Here is a 19407-nt window from a genome sequence, read left to right as displayed (position 1 = left end):
TCACTTCCCTACCCTTGAGAAGTGACCCATATTGCCTGACGAGATTGATCCGATGACCGATAGCATAACGCCGCCTACCACCTTGGCCAACAGCCTGCGCTCGCAACCCGACGCTTCCGGCCATTTCGGCCCGTTCGGCGGCCGCTATGTCGCCGAAACCCTGATGCCGCTCATCCTGGAGCTGGAGAAGGTCTATAAGGAAGCCCGCCAGGACCCGGCCTTCGACGCCGAATTCACTGAATTGCTGCGCTCCTATGTCGGCCGCCCCAACCCGCTTTACTATGCCGAGCGGCTGACCGAAGCCCTGCGCGCCGACGCCGCGCCGGGCCCAAATGGTCAGAAAAGGGGCGCGAAAATCTACCTGAAGCGCGAAGAACTGAACCACACCGGCGCACACAAGATCAACAATTGCATCGGCCAGGCGCTGCTCGCCCGCCGCATGGGCAAGAAGAAGGTGATCGCCGAAACCGGCGCCGGCCAGCATGGCGTCGCCACCGCGACCGTCGCCGCCCTGTTCGGCATGGAATGCAAGATCTTCATGGGCGCGAAGGACGTGGAGCGGCAGAAGCCCAACGTCTTCCGCATGAAGCTGCTGGGTGCGGAGGTGATCCCGGTCGTCTCCGGCTCCCAGACGCTCAAGGACGCGATGAACGACGCCCTGCGCCATTGGGTGTCGAACGTCCACGACACTTTCTACATCATCGGCACCGCGGCGGGCCCGCATCCCTATCCGGAACTGGTCCGTGATTTCCAGTCGATCATCGGCCGGGAAGCGCGCGAGCAGATACTGGAGATCGAAGGCCGCCTGCCCGACATGCTGATCGCCCCGGTCGGCGGCGGCTCCAACGCCATCGGCCTGTTCCACCCCTTCCTCGACGATGCCGAGGTCAAGATGATCGGCGTCGAAGCGGCGGGCGAAGGTTTGGCTGGCAAGCACGCCGCCTCCCTCGCGGGCGGCAAGTCCGGCATCCTGCACGGCAACCGCACCTATCTGCTTCAGGATGAGGACGGCCAGATCACCGAAGCGCACAGCATCTCCGCTGGCCTCGACTATCCCGGCATCGGCCCCGAGCATAGCTGGCTGCACGAGATCGGCCGCGTCGACTATATGCCGATCACCGACGATGAGGCGCTGGCCAGCTTCCAGAAACTCTCGGCGCTCGAAGGCATCATCCCCGCGCTCGAATCCGCCCATGCGGTCGCCAGCGCGGAAAAGGTCGCGCCCACGCTCGACGCGGACCAGATCATCATCGTCAATCTCTCCGGCCGTGGTGACAAGGACATCTTCACCGTCGCCAGCGCCCTGGGTGTGGAAATATGACAACTGACCGCCTTTCCGCCCGTTTCGCCGCCTGCAAGAGCGCAGGCCGCGCCGCCCTCGTCACCTTCGTGACGGCGGGCGACCCGACCGTGGCCGATACCCCGCTTATTCTCGACGCACTGGTAGAGGGCGGCGCGGACATCATCGAGCTGGGCATGCCCTTCACCGATCCGATGGCCGACGGCCCGGCGATCGAACTCGCCAACCTGCGCAGCCTCGGTTCCGGTACGAAAACGAAGGATATCTTCGCCCTCGCCACCGCCTTCCGCACCAAGCACCCGGACACACCGCTGGTCCTGATGGGCTACGCCAACCCCATGCTGGTGCGCGGTTCCGAATGGTTTGCCGACCAGTGCAAGGCCGCAGGCGTCGACGGCGTGATCTGCGTCGACGTGCCCCCAGAGGAAGATGCCGAAATCGGCCCGGCCCTGCGAGCAGCGGGCATCCACCTGATCCGCCTCGCCACCCCGACCACCGACGCAGCCCGCCTGCCCGCCGTGCTGAACGGCGCCAGCGGCTTCCTCTACCATGTCGCCGTCGCAGGCATCACCGGCAAGCAACAGGCCGCCCAGGCCGCCGTCGAACAGGCCGTAGCCAGGCTCAAGGCCGCCACCGACCTGCCCATCGCGGTCGGCTTCGGCGTGCGCTCCGCCGAACAGGCCGCCGCCATCGGCCGCGTCGCCGACGGCGTGGTCGTAGGGTCCGCCATAGTCGACATCATCGGCTCGCACGGCGACGCCGCCGCGCCCTTCGTCAAGGATTTCGTCGCCGCCCTGCGCGGCGCGCTCAACGCCAACAGCCCTCATTTCCGGGAGACCGCAGCATGAGCTGGATCAACCGCGTCCGCAAAGCCATCCCCTTCATCGCCAAGAAGGAAACCACGGTCGAGACGCTCTGGCACAAATGCCCCTCCTGCGCCGAGATGATCTTCATCAAGGAGTGGGAAGACAATCTCTCGGTCTGCCCCCGCTGCGACCATCACGGCCGCATCGGCCCGTCCGAACGCTTCGAACATATACTCGACGCCGGATTCATCCTGCTGCCGACCCCGCATGTGCAGGAAGACCCGCTCAAATTCCGCGACTCCAAGCGCTATCCCGACCGCATCAAGGCCGCCCGCGCCTCGACCGGCGATCAGGATGCCCTCATCAACGCGCGCGGCGCGATCGATGACGTGCCGCTGGTCATGGGCGTGCAGAATTTCGCCTATATGGGCGGCTCCATGGGCATGGGCGTCGGCGCCGCCTTCATCCAGGGCGTCAACGAAGCCATCGCCCATAAATGCCCCTATGTGATCTTCACCGCAGCGGGCGGCGCGCGCATGCAGGAGGGCATCCTCTCCCTCATGCAGATGCCCCGTTCCACCGTGGCCATCCAGAAGCTGCACGCGGCGGGCCTGCCCTATATCGTGGTCCTGACCGACCCTACCACCGGCGGCGTCACGGCGAGCTATGCGATGCTGGGCGACATCCAGATCGCCGAACCCAACGCCCTGATCGGTTTCGCCGGCCAGCGCGTCATTGAAAGCACGATCCGCGAAAAGCTGCCCGACGGCTTCCAGCGCGCCGAATATCTGCTGGAGCATGGCATGCTCGACATGGTCGTCCACCGCAGCGAGTTGCGCGACACGCTGGCGAGGGTGATAGGCTACCTCGCCCCGCGCGCCGCCGCCTAAACTCGCCAGGAAAGCGCCGATGGCCGACCACGCCGTCTCCGACGATCCGGGTGTCCAGACCCAGCTCGATCGCCTCGCGACCCTGTCGCCGGGCGCCGACATATTGGGCCTGGAGCGCATTACCTCGCTCCTCGACCGCCTGGGGAACCCGCACCGCGCGCTCCCCCCCGTCTTCCACGTCGCGGGCACCAACGGCAAGGGATCGACCTGCGCCTTCCTGCGCGCCGCGCTCGAAGCCGACGGCAAGAGCGTCCACGTCTTCACCTCGCCCCACCTCGTGCGCTTCAACGAACGCATCCGCATCAACGGCAAGCTGATCGCCGACGAAGCCCTCGCCGATTATCTCTCCCGCGTCCTCGATGTGGCGGAGGGGATCGGTGCCAGCTTCTTCGAGGTCACTACCGCTGCGGCCTTCCTCGCCTTCTCCGAGCATCCCGCCGACGCCTGCATCATCGAAGTGGGCCTTGGCGGCCGCCTCGACGCCACCAACGTCATCGAAAAACCGGCGATCTGCGGCATCGCCCAACTCGGCCTCGACCACCAAAGTTTCCTGGGCAACACCCTCAAGGAAATCGCCGCCGAAAAGACCGGCATCGCCAAGCCCGGCGCCCCGCTGGTGACGCAGCGCTATGCCGACTCGCTTTTCCCCGTGATGCTGAACGCCGCCGCGCGCAACCGCACCCAATGGCTGGCCATGGGCGAAAATTGGGACGCGGTGGCTTATCGGGACCGTCTCCATTATCGCGACGATCTCGGCCGCCTCGAAACCCCGCTGCCCCGCCTTTCCGGCGCGCATCAGGTGCAGAACGCCGGCCTGGCCTTCGCCATGCTCCGCCATCAGAGCGTCCTCCCCGTCAGCGAAGCGGCGCTGAAAGCCGCTCCGCTCTGGGCGCATTGGCCCGCCCGCCTGCAACGGCTCGACCACGGCCCGCTGCTCACCCCGCTGCCGCAATCCGCCGAAGCCTGGCTGGACGGCGGCCATAATGCCGGGGCGGGCGAGGCCATCGCCGCCTTCTTCACGCCCGAGCGTCTGGAAGGCCAAAAGCTCCAGCTCATTATCGGCATGCTGTCGAACAAGGATATGGACGCCTATCTCGTCCCTTTCGCGGGCCGGATCGCCCATATCCACGCCTTGCCCGTACCCGGCCACGACCATCACCCGCCGGAACGCTTCGCCGCCATCGCCGACCTGTGGGGCATCCCCTGCAACGCACACGACAATGCAACCGAAGCCGTGGCCGCCATCGCCGCGCAGTCCCATCCCGCGCCCAAGCTGCTGATCGCGGGATCGCTTTACCTAGCGGGCGAAATTTTGCGGTTGAACGGGCAATATCCCGACTGAAACAACTTGCGATTGACTCGCAATAGCGTATCCTTGCCTTCCAACGACAAAGGCAAAGGTATCCGCGCATGGCCATTGGAGAGCCCGTTTTCCTCGATCAGCCCCGCCCGATCCCCGGCGGCTATGGCAACCGGCTGTTCCTCTATGTCATGCGCCGCATGGCGATGGCGGGCGTCGACGATGCCCATGCCGCCAATGCGATGCTGGGCGCTTTCGGCCGCAGCTATCGCCGCCCGCTGGTGCTGATGCGCGCGATGATGCTGGAACTCGCCCGCACCTCCAGCCGCAAGATATTGATCGCCCCCTGCTGCTGTTCGCGCATGACGACCGATGAAGCGTTGATGATGAAGGCCATCGGCACGGCCCGGCGCAGCCCGCGCACCGCCTATGACGATGTCGCATCCCTGCTCGGCAACGATCACGCTTTGGGCGCCCTCACCTGCCTGCAAGCCGTCGCGCAGGCCCATAGCGACCTCGGCCGCCCGCTCGACCTCTACGCGGCGGGCTGATCGCTCGCCGCGCTGCCGACGCTGGCGTCGATCAGACCCGCCCGCATCATCAGCCAGAACAGGATGATACCTGGCAGGGAAATCACCGTGGTCAGCAGATAGAAATCGACATAGCCGAACCGCTCGATCATCGCACCCGCCGTCGTCCCGGTCAGGAACCGCCCGACGATGCTCGCCGCCGCCGAGATCAGCGCATATTGCGCGGCGGTGAAGCGCAGGTCGCACAGGGCCGAGAAATAGGCCACCACGGTCACGCCACCAATGCCGCTGGCGAAATTCTCGAAACCGATGGCTCCCGCCATGCCCCAATTGCTCTTGCCCAACGCGGCGAGCAGCGCGAAACTGAAATTGGACACGCCCATCAGCAGCAGGCTGACCAGCACCGACCGCTTCATCCCCATTCGCGCGTACAGCACGCCGCCGACGAAAATCCCGATCAGATAGGCCCAGAAACCGATCCCCACGTCATAGATGGCGATCTCGTCATTGGTGTAGCCCATATCGTCGAACAGCAGGCGGAAGGTCAGGTTCGCCAGCGTATCGCCGATCTTGTGCAGCAGGATGAACAACAGCACCAGCCACGCCCCGCGCCGCCGGAAAAACTCCACCAGCGGCCCGGCGATCGACTGCCACACCTCCCCCATGCCGCGCCGCGCCGTCGGTTCCCGGTGCCGCTCCGGCTCGCCCAGCACCAGCCCGGTCAGCATCGCGGGCAGAGCGAAGACCGCACAGGCCAGATAGGCGCCATGCCATCCGATCCGCGCCGCCAGCACCAGCGCCAGCGCCCCCGCCGCCACCGACCCGATGCGCCAGCCATATTGCGACATGCCCGATCCGACACCCAATTGCTCCGGCTTCAGGGTCTCGATCCGATAGGCATCGATCACGATGTCGAAGGTCGCGCCCGCCACCCCGACCAGGATCGCCGCATAGGCCGTCTGCAACAGGCCCGTGGCCGGATCGACCAGCGCCAGATTGGCCACCGCCGCCATCACGAACAGCCCCGCGACGATCAGCCAGGAAACCCGCTGCCCCAACCGGCCGATGATGGGCAGGTGCACGCCGTCGACCACCCAGGCCCACAGAAATTTCAGATTATAGACGAGAAAGGCCAGGGTGAAGGCCGTCACCGCCTTCTTGTCGATCCCGTCCTGCGCCAGCCGCGTCGTCAGCGTCGCGCCGATCATCGCATAGGGAAAGCCTGACGATATGCCGAGAAAAAAGGCCCCCAAGGGCGCCTTCTGAACATAGGGCTTCACCGCATCCAGCCAGCCCGCCGAACCCTCTGCGATCTCAGTCATAAATGCGGCAAGCCCCCGATGGTCATTCCCGCATCATATGACCAAAGCCCACCCAAACAACCACCCCAAAAAACCTTCTCCCTTGAGGGAGAAGGATAGGCAGGCTCATTCGCGCAGCGAGTTGGGCGGAGTTGGATGAGGAGGATCGCCCCTCTCGGCCAATATCACCCTCACCCCACATCCCCGAACAGATGCAATCCTTCCGGAAACCGCGGCAGCGTCTTGCCGCGCAACAGGGCATCCACAACGGCAACCGCCGCCAGCAGGTCGCGCGGCGCATAGGGCTTTGCCAGACAGCCCAGGGCCACCTCCTGCGCATCAACGGGGCAGGCGCCGGTCACGAAGAGTACCGAAACCCCTCTTCCGCTGGCGAAGCGGGCCAGATCGATGCCCGTCCTCTCGCCGTGCAGCGTCACATCCGCGATCACCAGATCGACATTTTCGTCCTCGATGACGCTGACGGCATGGGTATATTCGTCGACGGTCGCGGCCACGCGATAACCCGCCATCTCCAGCACATGCTCATTGTCGAAAGCGACCAGCGGCTCATCCTCGACCACCAGCACGCTGCGAATGGCCTTCCGGCGTCCCTTCGCCCCGACTTCCCCTTTGACCAGTCCGAAAAACATTTGCCGATCCGCCCCATTTGCGCCATTCAGCCGACCAACGTGCAACCCCCGAAACGGGTTTCTTATCGTCCCGGCACACAGGCGCAGGGACAGCACTATTCGTCAATTATCTGGCTCCCCGCATATGGGAATGCCATCCCGTTTTGAAAAGGAACGCTTCCGTGGAACCGCCGAAAAAATCTGGACCGCCGCGACGGTCAGGCCCCGGCGGCCCCAGGCGCCCGACCGGCACTCAAACCGCTCCCGGTTCCCGCCCCGCCCGTCCGCCTTTCAGGAAGGCGAAACCGGCCTCCGCGAAAGCCGCAAACCCGCATCCGGCCCGCGCCGCCGCAGCCGCCAGCGGCAAGAACGAGCCGCAGCGCATCGCGAAACTTCTCGCCCGCGCCGGTGTCGCATCCCGCCGCGAGATAGAGCGGATGATCGAGGAAGGCCGCATCACGCTGAACGGAGAGGCAGTCACGACCCCGGCGACACTGCTCGCCTCGCTCCATGGCGTGGCGGTGGACGGCACCCCCGTCGCGGCCCCTGCTCCGACGCGCCTCTTCCTCTTCCACAAACCCACGGGCTTTCTCACCACGGAGCGCGACCCGCGCGGCCGCCCGACCATCTATGACAAGCTGCCCGCCGACCTGCCGCGCGTCATGCCGATCGGCCGGCTCGACATGACGACCGAAGGGCTGCTGCTGCTCACCACCGATGGCGAATTCAAGCGTCAGATGGAATTGCCCTCGACCGGCGTGCCGCGCACCTACCGCGCCCGCGCCTTCGGTGAAGTCAGCCAGAACCAGCTTGAAGACCTGTTCGACGGGCTCGAGATCGACGGCATCCGCTATGGCCGGATCGAGGCCAATCTGGAACGCCGCACCGGCCGCAACCAGTGGATCGAAATGACCCTGACCGAGGGGAAGAATCGCGAGGTCCGCCGCGTGCTGGAACATCTGGGGCTCCAGGTGAACCGCCTGATCCGCACCAGCTACGGCCCATTCCATCTGGGCGAACTGGCGTCGGGTGCGGTGGAGGAAGTGCGCCAGCACGACCTCATCGTCTTCCGCAAGAGTTTGGGAAAGGCTAGTTAGGAAGCCCTATCCCCTGTTGGCGCTGAGCGTCCCTCACCTCCGTTCGCCCTGAGCCTGTCGAAGGGCTTTTCTTCTTTCCAAGACGAGCCAACCCATGAGAATCATCGCAGGCCAATGGCGCGGCCGCCCCCTCACCGCCCCGAAGGGCGATACCACCCGTCCCACGGCGGACCGCACCCGCGAAACGCTCTTCTCCATGCTGCTGAGCCGCATCGGCTCGTTCGAAGGGCTCAGCGTAGGCGATTTCTTCGCCGGTTCCGGCGCGCTCGGTTTCGAGGCCCTCTCGCGCGGCGCGGCAAGCTGCATCTTCGTGGAACAGGACCGCACCGCCCTCGACGCGATCCGGGCGAACGGCGACAAGCTCGGCCTTCGCCCCGACATCCGCCAGAGCAGCGTCCTTTCCCTCGGCCCGGCAGCCAAGCCGCTGGACCTCATCTTCATGGACCCGCCCTACAATAGCGGCGCGGGCATGGTGGCGCTCGACAAGCTCAGCCGCCTGGGCTGGACCGGCCCGGCCACCTGGATCAGCATCGAAACCGGCCGCCGCGAGGATGTGGAAGTCAAAGGCTTCACCACGCAAGCCACCCGCGACGTCGGCAAGGCCCGCCTGACCCTCCTGAGAGAAACGGCCTGACTTGAGGAACCCGTGCTCCTGCGAAGGCAGGAGCCCAGTTCCAAAGCCCGATCCCTGCTCCTGTCCTTGCAGAAGCAGGCTCCACTGCCATCACGCCGCCTCAGCATCCTCATAGGCCTGCGCTTCCTTGCCGATCAGGATATTGGCAAGAAACCAATAGGCCTGCCCCCAGGCGTTCAGCACGGCATCGGTCGCCACCTCCGCGCCCAGCACGTCGCGGATCGCGGGCAGCAATGCCTCGGCCACCTTGGGATAATGTTCCGCCTTCACCCCGGTTTCGACATGGCGCTGCACCATCCGCGCGACCGCGCCGTCCAGCGCCTGCAACTTGTCGATATTCTCGGCATAGCCCAGGATCGCCGCCGCCAGCCGCTTGGGCTGCTCGCCGCTTTCCTGCGCGGCCTGGTCGAACATGTCCTTGATCGATGCATCCTGAAACAGCCGCGCATACATGGCCGTCGTGATCTCCACCCCATGCTTGCGCAGAGCGGGGGCGGTCGCCTTGACGATGGCAATGGTGTCTGCGGTCAACTGGGTCATTTATGCACCTTTCCTCAATGGTTTCGGGCCGCGCCAGACCCGCCGGCCAAAAAGCCGCGCCGGACAAGGGGGACTCGATAAAGATGCATTTACTTTGCATGTTTAAAGATGTAAATAGAATGAATGTTTGAAAATCAACCGCCGCGCAATTAACGATTACATTCATGCAATTGACCCGCCACACCGACTATGCCCTGCGCGTCCTGATCCATCTCGCGGTCGCTCCCACCGGCCGGGCGACCATCCCCGAAATCGCGGATGCCTACGGCCTCTCGCGCAATCATCTGATGAAGGTCGTTCATCATCTCGGCCAAGGCGGTTTCCTGGACACCCAGCGTGGGCGCGGCGGCGGGTTCGTCCTCGCCCGTCCCAGCGACGCGATCAAATTGGGCGAGGTCATCCGCCACACGGAACCCGACATGAACATGGCCGATTGCGGCTCCTGCGCCATCCGCGCAGCCTGCGGCCTGTCCGGCATATTGCGGGAAGCGACCGCCGCGTTCCTGGCCGTACTGGATCGCCACAGCCTGGCTGACGCGGCGCGCGACAGAGCCGGGCTGGCGGCGCTCATCGCCGCCTTGCCCGGCCCAGGTTCGGGACCCGGCGCGGTTACCGGCGCTTGCGCATAGCCCTCGGCGCTTCATTCCGGTTCATGCAGCTATCCTGCACGGTCTTGCTGCACAGTGGATAGTCCTTCTGCTCGGTTGGCGGCGGCGTCATATTGCCGCCCACCGTCGCAGGGTTGGCGGACGTTCCCACCGGCGCCGACGGATCGCGCGGAACGCCGGCCGGCGCCGGCTGCATCCCCGTATCCGGCGGCACCGCACCCGTGGGCTGCCCAGCGTTGGGATCGGCACCGGAGGGCGGCGTTGCGGGAGTCGCCGGGGCGGCCGGCGTTGCCGGGGTCGCGCCCTGCTCCGGCGGCGGCGTATCGGTAGCGGGAGGCTGTTGCGATGCCGGCATGTCCTGCGCCATCGCTATTCCGCCAGCACCGGTGCCAAAACACAGCAAGGCCGCGCCCGCCAATAGGATCGATTTCATCGGGATCATCCTTTCCTTGTTCTTCACCCCGTTCTGCCGCTTGGGCCAGGGGGAGAACCGGACTCGTGACGCCAGCGTTCCGGCCACGGAGACGAACCGTGGCGCACGCGCCGTCAGACGAACCCGAACGACCCGTGCTCCGTCAAACCTCTGGATAGCGATCGAATTTCGGCAGTTCATGCGCCGCCGCCATCCAGGGCGCAGCTTCCGCATATTGGACATGAATGGCTGGCGGCAGCGCGGCCTGGTCGTCCAGGGTTGCGGTCTGGATATCCACCATGCCAGGAAAGACCTCGGAATTGCGATAGAACAAGCTCGTTCCGCATGTTCCGCAAAATTGCCGCATCACATTTTTCGATGACTGATAGGTCACCGGCTTGCCCCGTACCATCACCATATTCTCCGGAAACAATGCCCAACCGACCATATGCGCACCCGTACTCTTCCTGCAGTCGGAACAATGGCAAAGCGCGCTATAGGCTGGCTCGCCCTGCGCTTCATAGTGAATCGCCCCGCATCGGCACCGCCCCGTGACCATGGCCTTTCTCCTTGCATGATTCCCTTTTTGTTCTCATAAACGACCGCCTGATGCAAGGCCGACCACCCTTGCTCCTCCCGTCCCCAGACCTTAGTTGATGACCATGACCCTGCCCGCTCCCTCGCCCGATGATCCCGCCTATCTCCAGGGTCTCAACGAACCCCAGCGGGAGGCCGTGCTGACCACCGAAGGCCCGGTATTGGTCCTCGCGGGTGCGGGCACGGGCAAGACCGCCGCGCTCACCGCCCGTCTCGCCCATCTCATCGCCACCCGCCGCGCCTATCCGTCGGAAATCCTCGCCGTCACCTTCACCAACAAGGCGGCGCGGGAAATGCGCGAACGTGTCGGCCGCATGATCGGCCCGGCCGTGGAGGGCATGCCCTGGCTTGGCACCTTCCACGCGATCGCCGCCAAGATGCTGCGCCGCCACGCCGAGCTGGTCGGCCTGCAATCCAATTTCACCATCCTCGACACCGACGACCAGCTTCGCCTGCTGAAGCAACTCATCCAGGCTGAAGGGATCGACGAAAAGCGCTGGCCTGCGCGTCAGCTCGCAGGCCTGATCGATCAATGGAAGAACCGCGGCTGGACTCCGGAGGAAATCGGCGCGGGCGAAAGCGAAGGCTATGCCAATGGCCGCGGGCAGAAGCTCTACGCCGCTTACCAAGCCCGCCTGCGCGATGTTAATGCCTGTGATTTCGGTGACTTGCTACTGCATATTCTGACGATATTGAAGCGCCACCGGGACGTTCTGGAAAGCTATCAACAGCGCTTCCGCTATATCATGGTGGACGAATATCAGGACACGAACAGCAGCCAGTATCTCTGGCTCCGCCTGCTCGCCCAGCAGCGCAAGAACATCTGCTGCGTGGGCGATGACGACCAGTCCATCTATTCATGGCGCGGTGCCGAAGTCGCCAATATCCTGCGTTTCGAAAAGGATTTTCCCGGCGCGAAGATCGTCCGCCTCGAACAGAATTACCGCTCGAATCCGCACATACTCGGCGCCGCCTCCGGCGTGATCGCGGAAAATGGCAACCGCCTCGGCAAGACTCTCTGGACCGAGATCGACGTGGGCGAGAAGGTCCGCATCATCGGCGTCTGGGACGGCCCTGAGGAAGCCCGCCGGGTGGGCGATGAGATCGAATCGATCGAACGCAGCGGCCAGTCGCTGGACGAGGTCGCCATCCTCGTCCGCGCCCAGCACCAGACCCGCGAATTCGAGGACCGCTTCATCCAGATCGGCCTGCCCTATCGCATCGTCGGCGGCTTCCGCTTCTACGAACGCGCCGAAATCCGCGATGCGCTGGCCTATCTGCGCCTCGTCAACCAGCCCGCCGACGACCTCGCCTTCGAACGGATCGTCAACGTCCCCAAGCGCGGCCTGGGCGACAAGGCGGTCGAAAAACTCCACCGCCTCGCCCGCGCGGAAGCTATCCCGCTGGCGCTCGCCGCCGCGCGCATCCTCGACACCGATGAGATGACGCCGCAGGCCCGGCGGTCACTGGGCGCCTTCATCGGCGACCTCGCCCGCTGGCGCGACCGCGCGGCGCAGCTTCCCCATGCGGAACTCGCCCGGCAGATATTGGACGAAAGCGGCTATACCGCCATGCTCCAGGCCGAACGCACCACCGAAAGCGCGGGGCGGCTGGAAAATTTGAACGAACTCACCCGCGCCATGGAGGAATATGAGACGCTGGGCGCATTCCTCGAACATGTGTCGCTGGTCATGGACAATGAGGCGCAGGCGGACGAACGCAAGATCACGATCATGACCATTCACGCCGCCAAGGGGCTGGAATTCGACACGGTGTTCCTGGCGGGCTGGGAAGAAGGCATTTTCCCCTCCCAGCGCGCGCTCGACGAAGGCGGGTTGAACAGCCTGGAGGAAGAACGCCGCCTCGCCTATGTCGCGCTCACCCGCGCGCGGAAGCGCTGTATCATACTCCACGCCGCCAACCGCCGCATCTATGGCCAATGGACCAGTTCCATCCCTTCCCGCTTCGTGGGCGAACTCCCGCCCGAACATGTCGAGGAGGAAAACAGCATGTCCGGCGGCGCCTCGCTCTGGCGCGCCAACTGGTCGGAACGTGCCGACCCCTTCGCCAATGTCCAGCGCGGCAGCGGTCGCGGCCCGGGCTGGCAACGCGCCCAGCAAAGCGGCCAGTTCGTAAAAGAACCTGTCCGGATCGTGGAAGCCCGCGCATCGGCGGTGTCGCTCGGCAACAAGGGCCGCGACGACATGAGCATAGGCCTGCGCGTCTTCCACCAGAAATTCGGCTACGGCACCATCGCGGAAATCGAAGGCAACAAGCTGGAGATCGATTTCGAAACGGCGGGACGGAAACGGGTGATGGACAGCTTCGTCCAGCCTGCATGAGCGACGGCTGGATGCCGATGCGCGAGGCCGACCTTCCGACGGTAAAGGTCATTTCGGATGCTGTCCACGGCGCTTATACCGAAGATGAAGCCATATATGCGGAACGGCTGGCGCTTTATCCGTCCGGCTGCCTGATCCTGCGAAGCGAGGGCCAGCCCCTCGGCTATCTCATCGCCCACCCCTGGCGCAGCGAGCAGCCTCCCACGCTCAACATGCGGTTGGGCGGCATCCCCGCCGATGCCGACGTCTATTATCTTCACGACATCGCCCTTCTTCCTTCGGCCCGTGGAACGGGCGCGGGAAAGAGCGCCATGGCCAAGGTGGTGGAGCAGGCCAGGACAGAAGGCTTTGCGGCGATTCGCCTGATGTCGGTCAACGGCGCGGACAGCTTCTGGTCGTCGCGGGGCTTCGTGCGCCTGCCGGATGCGTCGGCATCCTATGGCGACGCATCCGTCTTCATGGAACGCAGGCTGTAGGGCACACCCCGCCTTCGTCGGACCGGAAGGGTAAGATTCGGCGGGCCGACGACAGGAAGATTGCGGCAACATGCCAGTCGCCACTCGCTACAAGGGCATCTTCCACGAAAGTCCGTGCCCACATTCTCGATTTTGGACAATTGGTGGAGCCTAGCGGGATCGAACCGCTGACCTCCTGCATGCCATGCAGGCGCTCTCCCAGCTGAGCTAAGGCCCCATCATGTTGCGGCGTGATGCCGCATCCCAATGGATCAGACCATGTCCGGTGTGACACCGCCGGCCGAATGACGGGAGTTTTCCGGTAAAACCGAAAAACTGGTGGAGCCTAGCGGGATCGAACCGCTGACCTCCTGCATGCCATGCAGGCGCTCTCCCAGCTGAGCTAAGGCCCCGTTTTCCAGTGTCGGCGCCGTTGGGGCGGCGCCTTGCGAGGTCGCTGCCATTAGGTGGCGGCGACCTCCTTGGCAAGCACAAAATTCAATTAATTGTCGTCCTCGCCATCGTCGCCGCCGGCATCGACGCCCAGGTCGTCGTCACCGCCCAGATCGACGTCATTATCCGGCGAATCGCCGTCATCATCCACGTCCAGATCCAGGTCCAGATCGTCGTCAGCCGTTTCGATCTCGCCATCGGCGGTTTCGATGACCTTCTTGGGCGCTTCCTCATAGGGCAACGGCTGCTTCGACTTCAGCACCGGCTCGGGCTCCCAGGCCGTACCGCAGTTGATGCATGTGACAGGGTCATCCTTGCCCAGATCGTAGAAGCGCGTGGCGCATTTCGGGCAGGTACGCTTCGTGCCCCATTCAGCCTTGACCATGTCCGGCCTTTTCCTTCTCTTGCGAGTGCTCAGAACAGATATTACGCGGCACGACTGGGTCGCCCGCGAAGAGACGGCGCCTTGCCATAGCGAAACCGCCCTGTCAAAAGCCGGGCGCATTTTTTCAAGTCTTACAGACGGATTTCCCCGTGACCGCTTCTTCCGACCAGCCGCACCCCAAGACCTTCACCGCTGCCCCGGCCCTTTCCGGATCGATCACGGTGCCGGGCGACAAGAGCATTTCGCACCGATCGTTGATGCTCTCCGCGCTGGCCGTGGGCGAAAGCCGCGTCGAAGGCCTGCTGGAAGGAGAGGATGTCCTCGCCACCGCCGCAGCGATGCGGGCGATGGGCGCCGAAATCCGCAGGGATGAGGGAGGCATCTGGCACATCCACGGCGTCGGCGTCGGCGGCCTGCTCCAGCCCCAAAGCGCGCTCGACATGGGCAATAGCGGTACGTCGACCCGCCTGCTCATGGGCCTTGTCGCCAGTCATGCGATCACCGCGACCTTCGTGGGGGACGCCTCGCTCAGCAAGCGCCCCATGGCCCGCGTCACAGAGCCCCTGTCCCGCATGGGCGCCAGCTTCACGACCAGCCCCGGCGATCGCCTGCCGCTTACCATGCGCGGCGTCTGCCCGGCGGTGCCGCTCGACTACCGCCTGCCCGTCGCCTCGGCGCAGGTGAAATCCGCGATCCTGCTGGCAGGCCTCAACGCCCCCGGCATCACCCGCATCGTCGAACCGATCCCGACCCGCGACCATAGCGAACGCATGCTCAAGGGCTTCGGCGCCGACCTCGACATAGAGGTGGAGGCCGACGGCACCCGTATCATTACACTCAGGGGCGAAGCCGAACTCCGCCCGCAATCGATCACTGTGCCGGGCGACCCATCCTCCGCGGCCTTCCCGATGGTCGCTGCGCTGCTGGTGCCGGCCTCGAAGGTGACGATCGCCAATGTCGGCCTCAACGCGACCCGCGCCGGTCTTGTCGACCTGCTCCGCGAGATGGGCGGCGACATCGCCATCGAAAATCCCCGCGAGGTCGGTGGCGAGCCGGTGGGCGACCTCGTCATCACCGCCTCCGCGCTCAAGGGCATCGAGCCCGATCCGGCCAACGCCCCCTCGATGATAGACGAATATCCCGTCGCCTTCATCGCGGCAGCCTTTGCGGCAGGGCGCAGCGTCTTCCGCGGCCTTGAAGAACTGCGCGTCAAGGAATCGGACCGTATCGCCACCATGGCGACGGGCCTGCGCGCCATCGGCGTCACCGTAGAGGAACTGGAGGACGGTATCGTCATAGAGGGCAGCGGCGGCGCGCTGCTGACCGGCGGCGGACCGATCGCGACCAAGCTCGACCACCGCATCGCCATGAGCTTTGCGATCGCCGGCCTGGTGTCGAAAAACGGCGTCACCATCGATGACATGCGCCCGGTCGCGACGAGCTTCCCCGGCTTCACCGCCCTGCTCGAATCGCTGGGGGCCATGGCATGACCTTCGACTTCGCCAATGCCATAGGCCTGGTCGGCAGCGGCCTGATGGTCGTTGCCTATGCCTATAGCAACATGGCGAAGACGTTGAATTTCACCCTCTTCAACCTGCTGAATCTGGTCGGCGCGCTGCTGCTGATCTACTCGCTGACCGTTCATTTCAACGTGGCGTCGATGGCGCTGGAAATCGTCTGGGCGTTCATTGCCCTGATCGGTCTCGCCAAGGCGCTGCGGAAAGGCAAAGCATCATGATCATCGCCGTCGATGGCCCCGCCGCATCGGGCAAGGGCACGATCGCCAAGGCGCTGGGCCGCCATTATGGCCTCCCCGTCCTCGACACCGGACTGCTTTATCGCGCGGTCGGCCTTGCCGTCCTGAAAACCGGCGGCGATCCCGATCATGAAGCGGACGCCCTGGCCGCCTGCTCCTTCAACGATGGCGTCCTCGCCGACCCCGCGCTCCGCAGCGAGGCGGTCGGCTCCCTCGCCTCCCGCGTCTCGATCCACCCAAGCGTCCGGCAGGCGCTGGTGAAACGACAGCGCGACTTCGCCACCCAACCCGGCGGTGCCATCCTGGACGGGCGCGATATCGCGACGGTCATCGCCCCCGATGCCGACGCCAAGATCTTCGTCACCGCCAGCGTCCACGTCCGTGCCCAGCGGCGCTATGACGACGCCCTGTCTCATGGCGGCCATCCCGACATGGACAGCCTGATCGCGGACATCCAGGCCCGCGACACCCGCGACATGAGCCGCGACCATGCTCCATTGCGTGTGGCCGATGGCGCGGACTTGCTCGACACCAGCAATTTGACTATAGACGCCGCCGTCCAGCAAGCCATTGCATTGGTGGATGCCCAGTTGGAACGTCGGCGCAACGCCTGACGCGATGCCGGGCGCCGGGGTTTCCCAGGCGCCCTTTTCGCTTATCCACGGGTGTCGACTCGCCATGGCCGAAAGGATGTTCGTGCGGCAATCCGGCCGTGCGGACTGTTTGGCCTCAAAGACCACCGGACACAACCGGTAGGCCAGCAATGACGAGTGAAGGACTACAACATGGCCTCTACGGCATTCCCCTCGCGCGACGATTTCGCCGCGCTTCTCAATGATTCCCTCGGTGGCGAGGATGGCGGCTTCGAAGGTCGCGTCGTCAAGGGCACCGTGACCGGCATCGAAAACGATATGGCGCTGATCGACGTCGGCCTGAAGTCGGAAGGCCGCGTGCCGCTGCGCGAATTCGCCGCGCCCGGTCAGAAGGCTGACCTCAAGGTCGGCGACGAAGTCGAAGTCTATGTCGACCGCGTCGAAAACGCCCATGGCGAAGCCATGCTGTCACGCGACCGCGCTCGCCGCGAAGCCGCCTGGGACAAGCTGGAATCCGAATTCACCGAAAACGCCCGCGTCGAAGGCGTCATCTTCGGCCGCGTCAAGGGCGGCTTCACCGTCGACCTGGACGGCGCCGTGGCATTCCTCCCTGGCTCGCAGGTCGATATCCGCCCCGTGCGCGATGTCACCCCGCTGATGGACATCCCGCAGCCTTTCCAGATCCTGAAGATGGATCGCCGCCGCGGCAACATCGTCGTGTCGCGCCGCGCCATCCTGGAAGAAACCCGCGCCGAACAGCGCAGCGGCCTGATCCAGACGCTGGCCGAAGGTCAGATCATCGAGGGCGTCGTCAAGAACATCACCGACTATGGCGCGTTCGTTGACCTGGGCGGCATCGATGGCCTGCTGCACGTCACCGACCTGTCGTACAAGCGCATCAACCACCCGAACGAGATGATCAACATCGGCGACACCGTCCGCGTGCAGATCATCCGCATCAACCGCGACACTCAGCGCATCAGCCTGGGCATGAAGCAGCTGGAAAGCGATCCGTGGGAAGGCGCCAGCGCCAAGTACCCCGTCGGCGCCAAGCTGTCGGGCCGCGTCACGAACATCACCGAATATGGTGCGTTCGTCGAACTGGAGCCGGGCATCGAGGGTCTCGTCCACGTTTCGGAAATGTCCTGGACCAAGAAGAACGTCCACCCCGGCAAGATCGTTTCGACCAGCCAGGAAGTCGACGTCATCATCCTGGAAGTCGATCCCGAGAAGCGTCGCATCTCGCTCGGCCTCAAGCAGGCTCAGAACAACCCCTGGGACAGCTTCGCCGAACGTCACCCGATCGGTTCTACCGTTGAGGGCGAAGTCAAGAATGCAACCGAATTCGGTCTGTTCATCGGTCTGGATGGTGACGTGGACGGCATGGTCCACATGTCCGACATCGCCTGGGGTATTTCGGGCGAGGACGCGCTGGCTCTGCACCGCAAGGGCGAGACGGTTCAGGCCGTCGTTCTCGACATCGACATTGAGAAGGAGCGTATCAGCCTCGGCATGAAGCAGCTCGAGCGTGGTGGCCCGGCCGCTGGCGGCACGGCTGCTGCGGCTGCCGGCCTCAACAAGAATGCGATCGTCACCGTGACGGTTCTGGAAGTGCGCGACGGCGGCCTGGAAGTCCAGGCTGGCGAAGACGGAGCCGCCGGCTTCATCAAGCGCAGCGACCTCGGCCGCGACCGCGACGAACAGCGTCCGGAACGCTTCCAGGTTGGCCAGAAGTTCGACGCGATGGTCACCGGTTTCGACCGCGCCAAGAAGCCGACCTTCTCGGTCAAGGCGATGCAGATCGCCGAAGAGAAGCAGGCTGTCGCACAATATGGCTCGTCCGACAGCGGTGCTTCGCTGGGCGACATTCTGGGTGAAGCCCTGAAAGCCAAGAGCGAAGGTTAATCTCCTTCGGTATCTAACTTAAGTAATAGAGCCCGCCGGAACTTGTCTCTGGCGGGCTTTTTCTATTCCCAAAATGAGAAAGACCTACCGATATTGGCTGATTGTCAGCAGCTTTGGGATTCATTATAAATAAACCGGGAACCAGAAGGGGGAGTCTGGAGGACCAATGATACGCTCGGAACTGATACAGAGACTGGCTGAGGAAAATCCAACCCTCAACCTCCAGGAAGTCGAAAGGATCGTCGATCTCTTCTTCAAGGAGATTGTCGACCGCCTTTCCAACGGCGGACGTGTGGAACTGCGCGGCTTCGGCGCGTTCACCACGCGCGCCCGCGACGCGCGCACCGGTCGCAACCCGCGGACCGGTGAGCAAGTCCCGGTCGACGCCAAGCGCGTTCCCTATTTCAAGCCCGGCAAGGAAATGCGGGAACGGCTGAACGTCAAGGCCATCTAGACCGTTGACGGACCTTGATGGAGGGTAAGGAGGAAATGTCCGGATCGAAAGGAGGCGGACGCCTCGTTTCGAGACGCCTCATCTTGCTGAAAGACCATTTTGAACCCGTTCCTATCACTGGGCGACGATCTTGGCTGAGCCGCCCTCGGCGAGATTTGCGCGATGTTCCAGCGGTTTCGAATCGCATGCACCAGCATCTCGGGGCCTTGGCACAGGGGGTCGATCGGCGCCGTCGTTCAACTTCAACCATATCTTGACCTGTGCCCTATTAGCCTTCAGGGGATGTCTGCCCAAGCGGACGTGGCGAAATCGGTATACGCAGCGGACTTAAAATCCGCCTCCCCCTGGGAATGCGGGTTCAAGTCCCGCCGTCCGCACCAACGCATTCCTCGCCTTAACGCTGGATATCGGCGGCGATTG

The 19407-nt window shown here is 64.3% G+C and carries 20 protein-coding genes, 3 tRNA genes and 1 pseudogene; 16 read left to right on the top strand and 8 right to left on the bottom strand.

Annotation, left to right across the window (positions count from 1 at the left end; genetic code table 11):
* Nucleotides 1-52: 52 nt before the first annotated feature.
* The 5 genes from trpB (at nt 53) to YP76_RS06410 (ending at nt 4847) form a co-directional block, all read left to right on the top strand.
* Entirely contained in the window at nt 53-1321 is a 1269-nt protein-coding gene (trpB, locus tag YP76_RS06430; RefSeq protein ID WP_046762789.1) for a tryptophan synthase subunit beta, read from the top strand.
* On the top strand, nt 1318-2148 hold the full coding sequence (gene trpA / locus YP76_RS06425; protein WP_046762788.1) for a tryptophan synthase subunit alpha: 831 nt from the start codon (nt 1318-1320) through the stop codon (nt 2146-2148). The genes trpB and trpA overlap by 4 nt, the downstream gene beginning before the upstream one ends.
* Nucleotides 2145-2996, top strand: coding sequence for an acetyl-CoA carboxylase, carboxyltransferase subunit beta (gene accD, locus YP76_RS06420; RefSeq protein ID WP_046762787.1), 852 nt, complete (start codon nt 2145-2147; stop codon nt 2994-2996). The genes trpA and accD overlap by 4 nt, the downstream gene beginning before the upstream one ends.
* 19 nt (nt 2997-3015) lie before the next feature.
* Entirely contained in the window at nt 3016-4338 is a 1323-nt protein-coding gene (locus tag YP76_RS06415; protein ID WP_046762786.1) for a bifunctional folylpolyglutamate synthase/dihydrofolate synthase, read from the top strand.
* Between the two features lie 68 nt (nt 4339-4406).
* The gene (locus tag YP76_RS06410) at nt 4407-4847 is read left to right on the top strand and encodes a DUF6628 family protein (RefSeq protein WP_046762785.1); all 441 of its coding nucleotides are present in this window, start codon (nt 4407-4409) and stop codon (nt 4845-4847) included.
* Here YP76_RS06410 and YP76_RS06405 read toward each other — a convergent pair.
* Complete coding sequence (locus YP76_RS06405; RefSeq protein ID WP_046762784.1) at nt 4832-6148, bottom strand: AmpG family muropeptide MFS transporter; 1317 nt, start codon at nt 6146-6148, stop codon at nt 4832-4834. The two genes, YP76_RS06410 and YP76_RS06405, sit on opposite strands and share 16 nt — an antisense overlap.
* Before the next feature lie 170 nt (nt 6149-6318).
* On the bottom strand, nt 6319-6777 hold the full coding sequence (locus YP76_RS06400; RefSeq protein ID WP_046762783.1) for a response regulator: 459 nt from the start codon (nt 6775-6777) through the stop codon (nt 6319-6321).
* A 161-nt stretch (nt 6778-6938) separates the two neighbouring features.
* Here YP76_RS06400 and YP76_RS06395 point away from each other — a divergent pair, with 161 nt between their 5' ends.
* Nucleotides 6939-7853: a pseudouridine synthase gene (locus YP76_RS06395; protein WP_046762782.1), complete on the top strand. Its 915-nt coding sequence runs from the start codon at nt 6939-6941 to the stop codon at nt 7851-7853.
* A gap of 88 nt (nt 7854-7941) precedes the next feature.
* Nucleotides 7942-8487: pseudogene (gene rsmD, locus YP76_RS06390) on the top strand (16S rRNA (guanine(966)-N(2))-methyltransferase RsmD); the annotation flags it as partial.
* 90 nt (nt 8488-8577) lie between these two features.
* Here rsmD and YP76_RS06385 read toward each other — a convergent pair.
* Nucleotides 8578-9027: a globin domain-containing protein gene (locus YP76_RS06385; RefSeq protein WP_046762780.1), complete on the bottom strand. Its 450-nt coding sequence runs from the start codon at nt 9025-9027 to the stop codon at nt 8578-8580.
* A gap of 164 nt (nt 9028-9191) precedes the next feature.
* On the opposite strand from YP76_RS06385, the gene YP76_RS06380 reads away from it, so the two are divergent.
* Entirely contained in the window at nt 9192-9656 is a 465-nt protein-coding gene (locus YP76_RS06380; RefSeq protein ID WP_046762779.1) for an RrF2 family transcriptional regulator, read from the top strand.
* Here YP76_RS06380 and YP76_RS06375 read toward each other — a convergent pair.
* On the bottom strand, nt 9637-10077 hold the full coding sequence (locus YP76_RS06375) for a Fe-S oxidoreductase (RefSeq protein WP_084733088.1): 441 nt from the start codon (nt 10075-10077) through the stop codon (nt 9637-9639). The genes YP76_RS06380 and YP76_RS06375 overlap by 20 nt on opposite strands.
* A 133-nt stretch (nt 10078-10210) precedes the next feature.
* Nucleotides 10211-10606: a GFA family protein gene (locus YP76_RS06370; RefSeq protein ID WP_046762778.1), complete on the bottom strand. Its 396-nt coding sequence runs from the start codon at nt 10604-10606 to the stop codon at nt 10211-10213.
* A 103-nt stretch (nt 10607-10709) separates the two neighbouring features.
* Between YP76_RS06370 and YP76_RS06365 the strand changes: the two genes are divergently transcribed.
* Both YP76_RS06365 and YP76_RS06360 read left to right on the top strand, forming a co-directional pair.
* Nucleotides 10710-12986, top strand: coding sequence for an ATP-dependent helicase (locus YP76_RS06365; RefSeq protein ID WP_046762777.1), 2277 nt, complete (start codon nt 10710-10712; stop codon nt 12984-12986).
* Nucleotides 12983-13462, top strand: coding sequence for a GNAT family N-acetyltransferase (locus YP76_RS06360; protein ID WP_046762776.1), 480 nt, complete (start codon nt 12983-12985; stop codon nt 13460-13462). Before YP76_RS06365 ends, YP76_RS06360 begins: the two co-directional genes overlap by 4 nt.
* 141 nt (nt 13463-13603) lie before the next feature.
* On the opposite strand, the gene YP76_RS06355 is transcribed toward YP76_RS06360, so the two are convergent.
* The 3 genes from YP76_RS06355 to YP76_RS06345 all read right to left on the bottom strand — a co-directional run bounded on the left by YP76_RS06355 (nt 13604) and on the right by YP76_RS06345 (nt 14279).
* A tRNA-Ala gene (locus YP76_RS06355) sits at nt 13604-13679 on the bottom strand.
* Between the two features lie 99 nt (nt 13680-13778).
* Nucleotides 13779-13854 (bottom strand) — tRNA-Ala (locus tag YP76_RS06350).
* An 89-nt stretch (nt 13855-13943) separates the two neighbouring features.
* On the bottom strand, nt 13944-14279 hold the full coding sequence (locus tag YP76_RS06345) for a TIGR02300 family protein (RefSeq protein WP_046762775.1): 336 nt from the start codon (nt 14277-14279) through the stop codon (nt 13944-13946).
* 149 nt (nt 14280-14428) lie between these two features.
* Between YP76_RS06345 and aroA the strand changes: the two genes are divergently transcribed.
* The 6 genes from aroA (at nt 14429) to YP76_RS06315 (ending at nt 19367) form a co-directional block, all read left to right on the top strand.
* Nucleotides 14429-15769 (top strand): 3-phosphoshikimate 1-carboxyvinyltransferase, encoded by a 1341-nt coding sequence (gene aroA, locus YP76_RS06340; protein ID WP_046762774.1) that lies wholly within the window; start codon nt 14429-14431, stop codon nt 15767-15769.
* Nucleotides 15766-16017 carry a CBU_0592 family membrane protein gene (locus tag YP76_RS06335; protein WP_046762773.1) on the top strand — a complete coding sequence of 84 codons (252 nt, stop codon included), beginning with the start codon at nt 15766-15768 and terminating at the stop codon, nt 16015-16017. Before aroA ends, YP76_RS06335 begins: the two co-directional genes overlap by 4 nt.
* Nucleotides 16014-16649: a (d)CMP kinase gene (locus YP76_RS06330; protein ID WP_046762772.1), complete on the top strand. Its 636-nt coding sequence runs from the start codon at nt 16014-16016 to the stop codon at nt 16647-16649. Before YP76_RS06335 ends, YP76_RS06330 begins: the two co-directional genes overlap by 4 nt.
* A 171-nt stretch (nt 16650-16820) precedes the next feature.
* Nucleotides 16821-18533 (top strand): 30S ribosomal protein S1, encoded by a 1713-nt coding sequence (gene rpsA, locus YP76_RS06325; protein ID WP_046762771.1) that lies wholly within the window; start codon nt 16821-16823, stop codon nt 18531-18533.
* A 166-nt stretch (nt 18534-18699) separates the two neighbouring features.
* Entirely contained in the window at nt 18700-18987 is a 288-nt protein-coding gene (locus tag YP76_RS06320) for an integration host factor subunit beta (protein ID WP_046762770.1), read from the top strand.
* Nucleotides 18988-19281: 294 nt separating this feature from the next.
* Nucleotides 19282-19367, top strand: a tRNA-Leu gene (locus YP76_RS06315).
* Nucleotides 19368-19407: the final 40 nt, after the last annotated feature.

This window comes from Sphingobium chungbukense, assembly GCF_001005725.1.
Lineage (GTDB): Bacteria > Pseudomonadota > Alphaproteobacteria > Sphingomonadales > Sphingomonadaceae > Sphingobium > Sphingobium chungbukense.
Note: the sequence above shows the minus strand (reverse complement) of the source record. Positions and strands in the feature narration are given on the sequence as shown.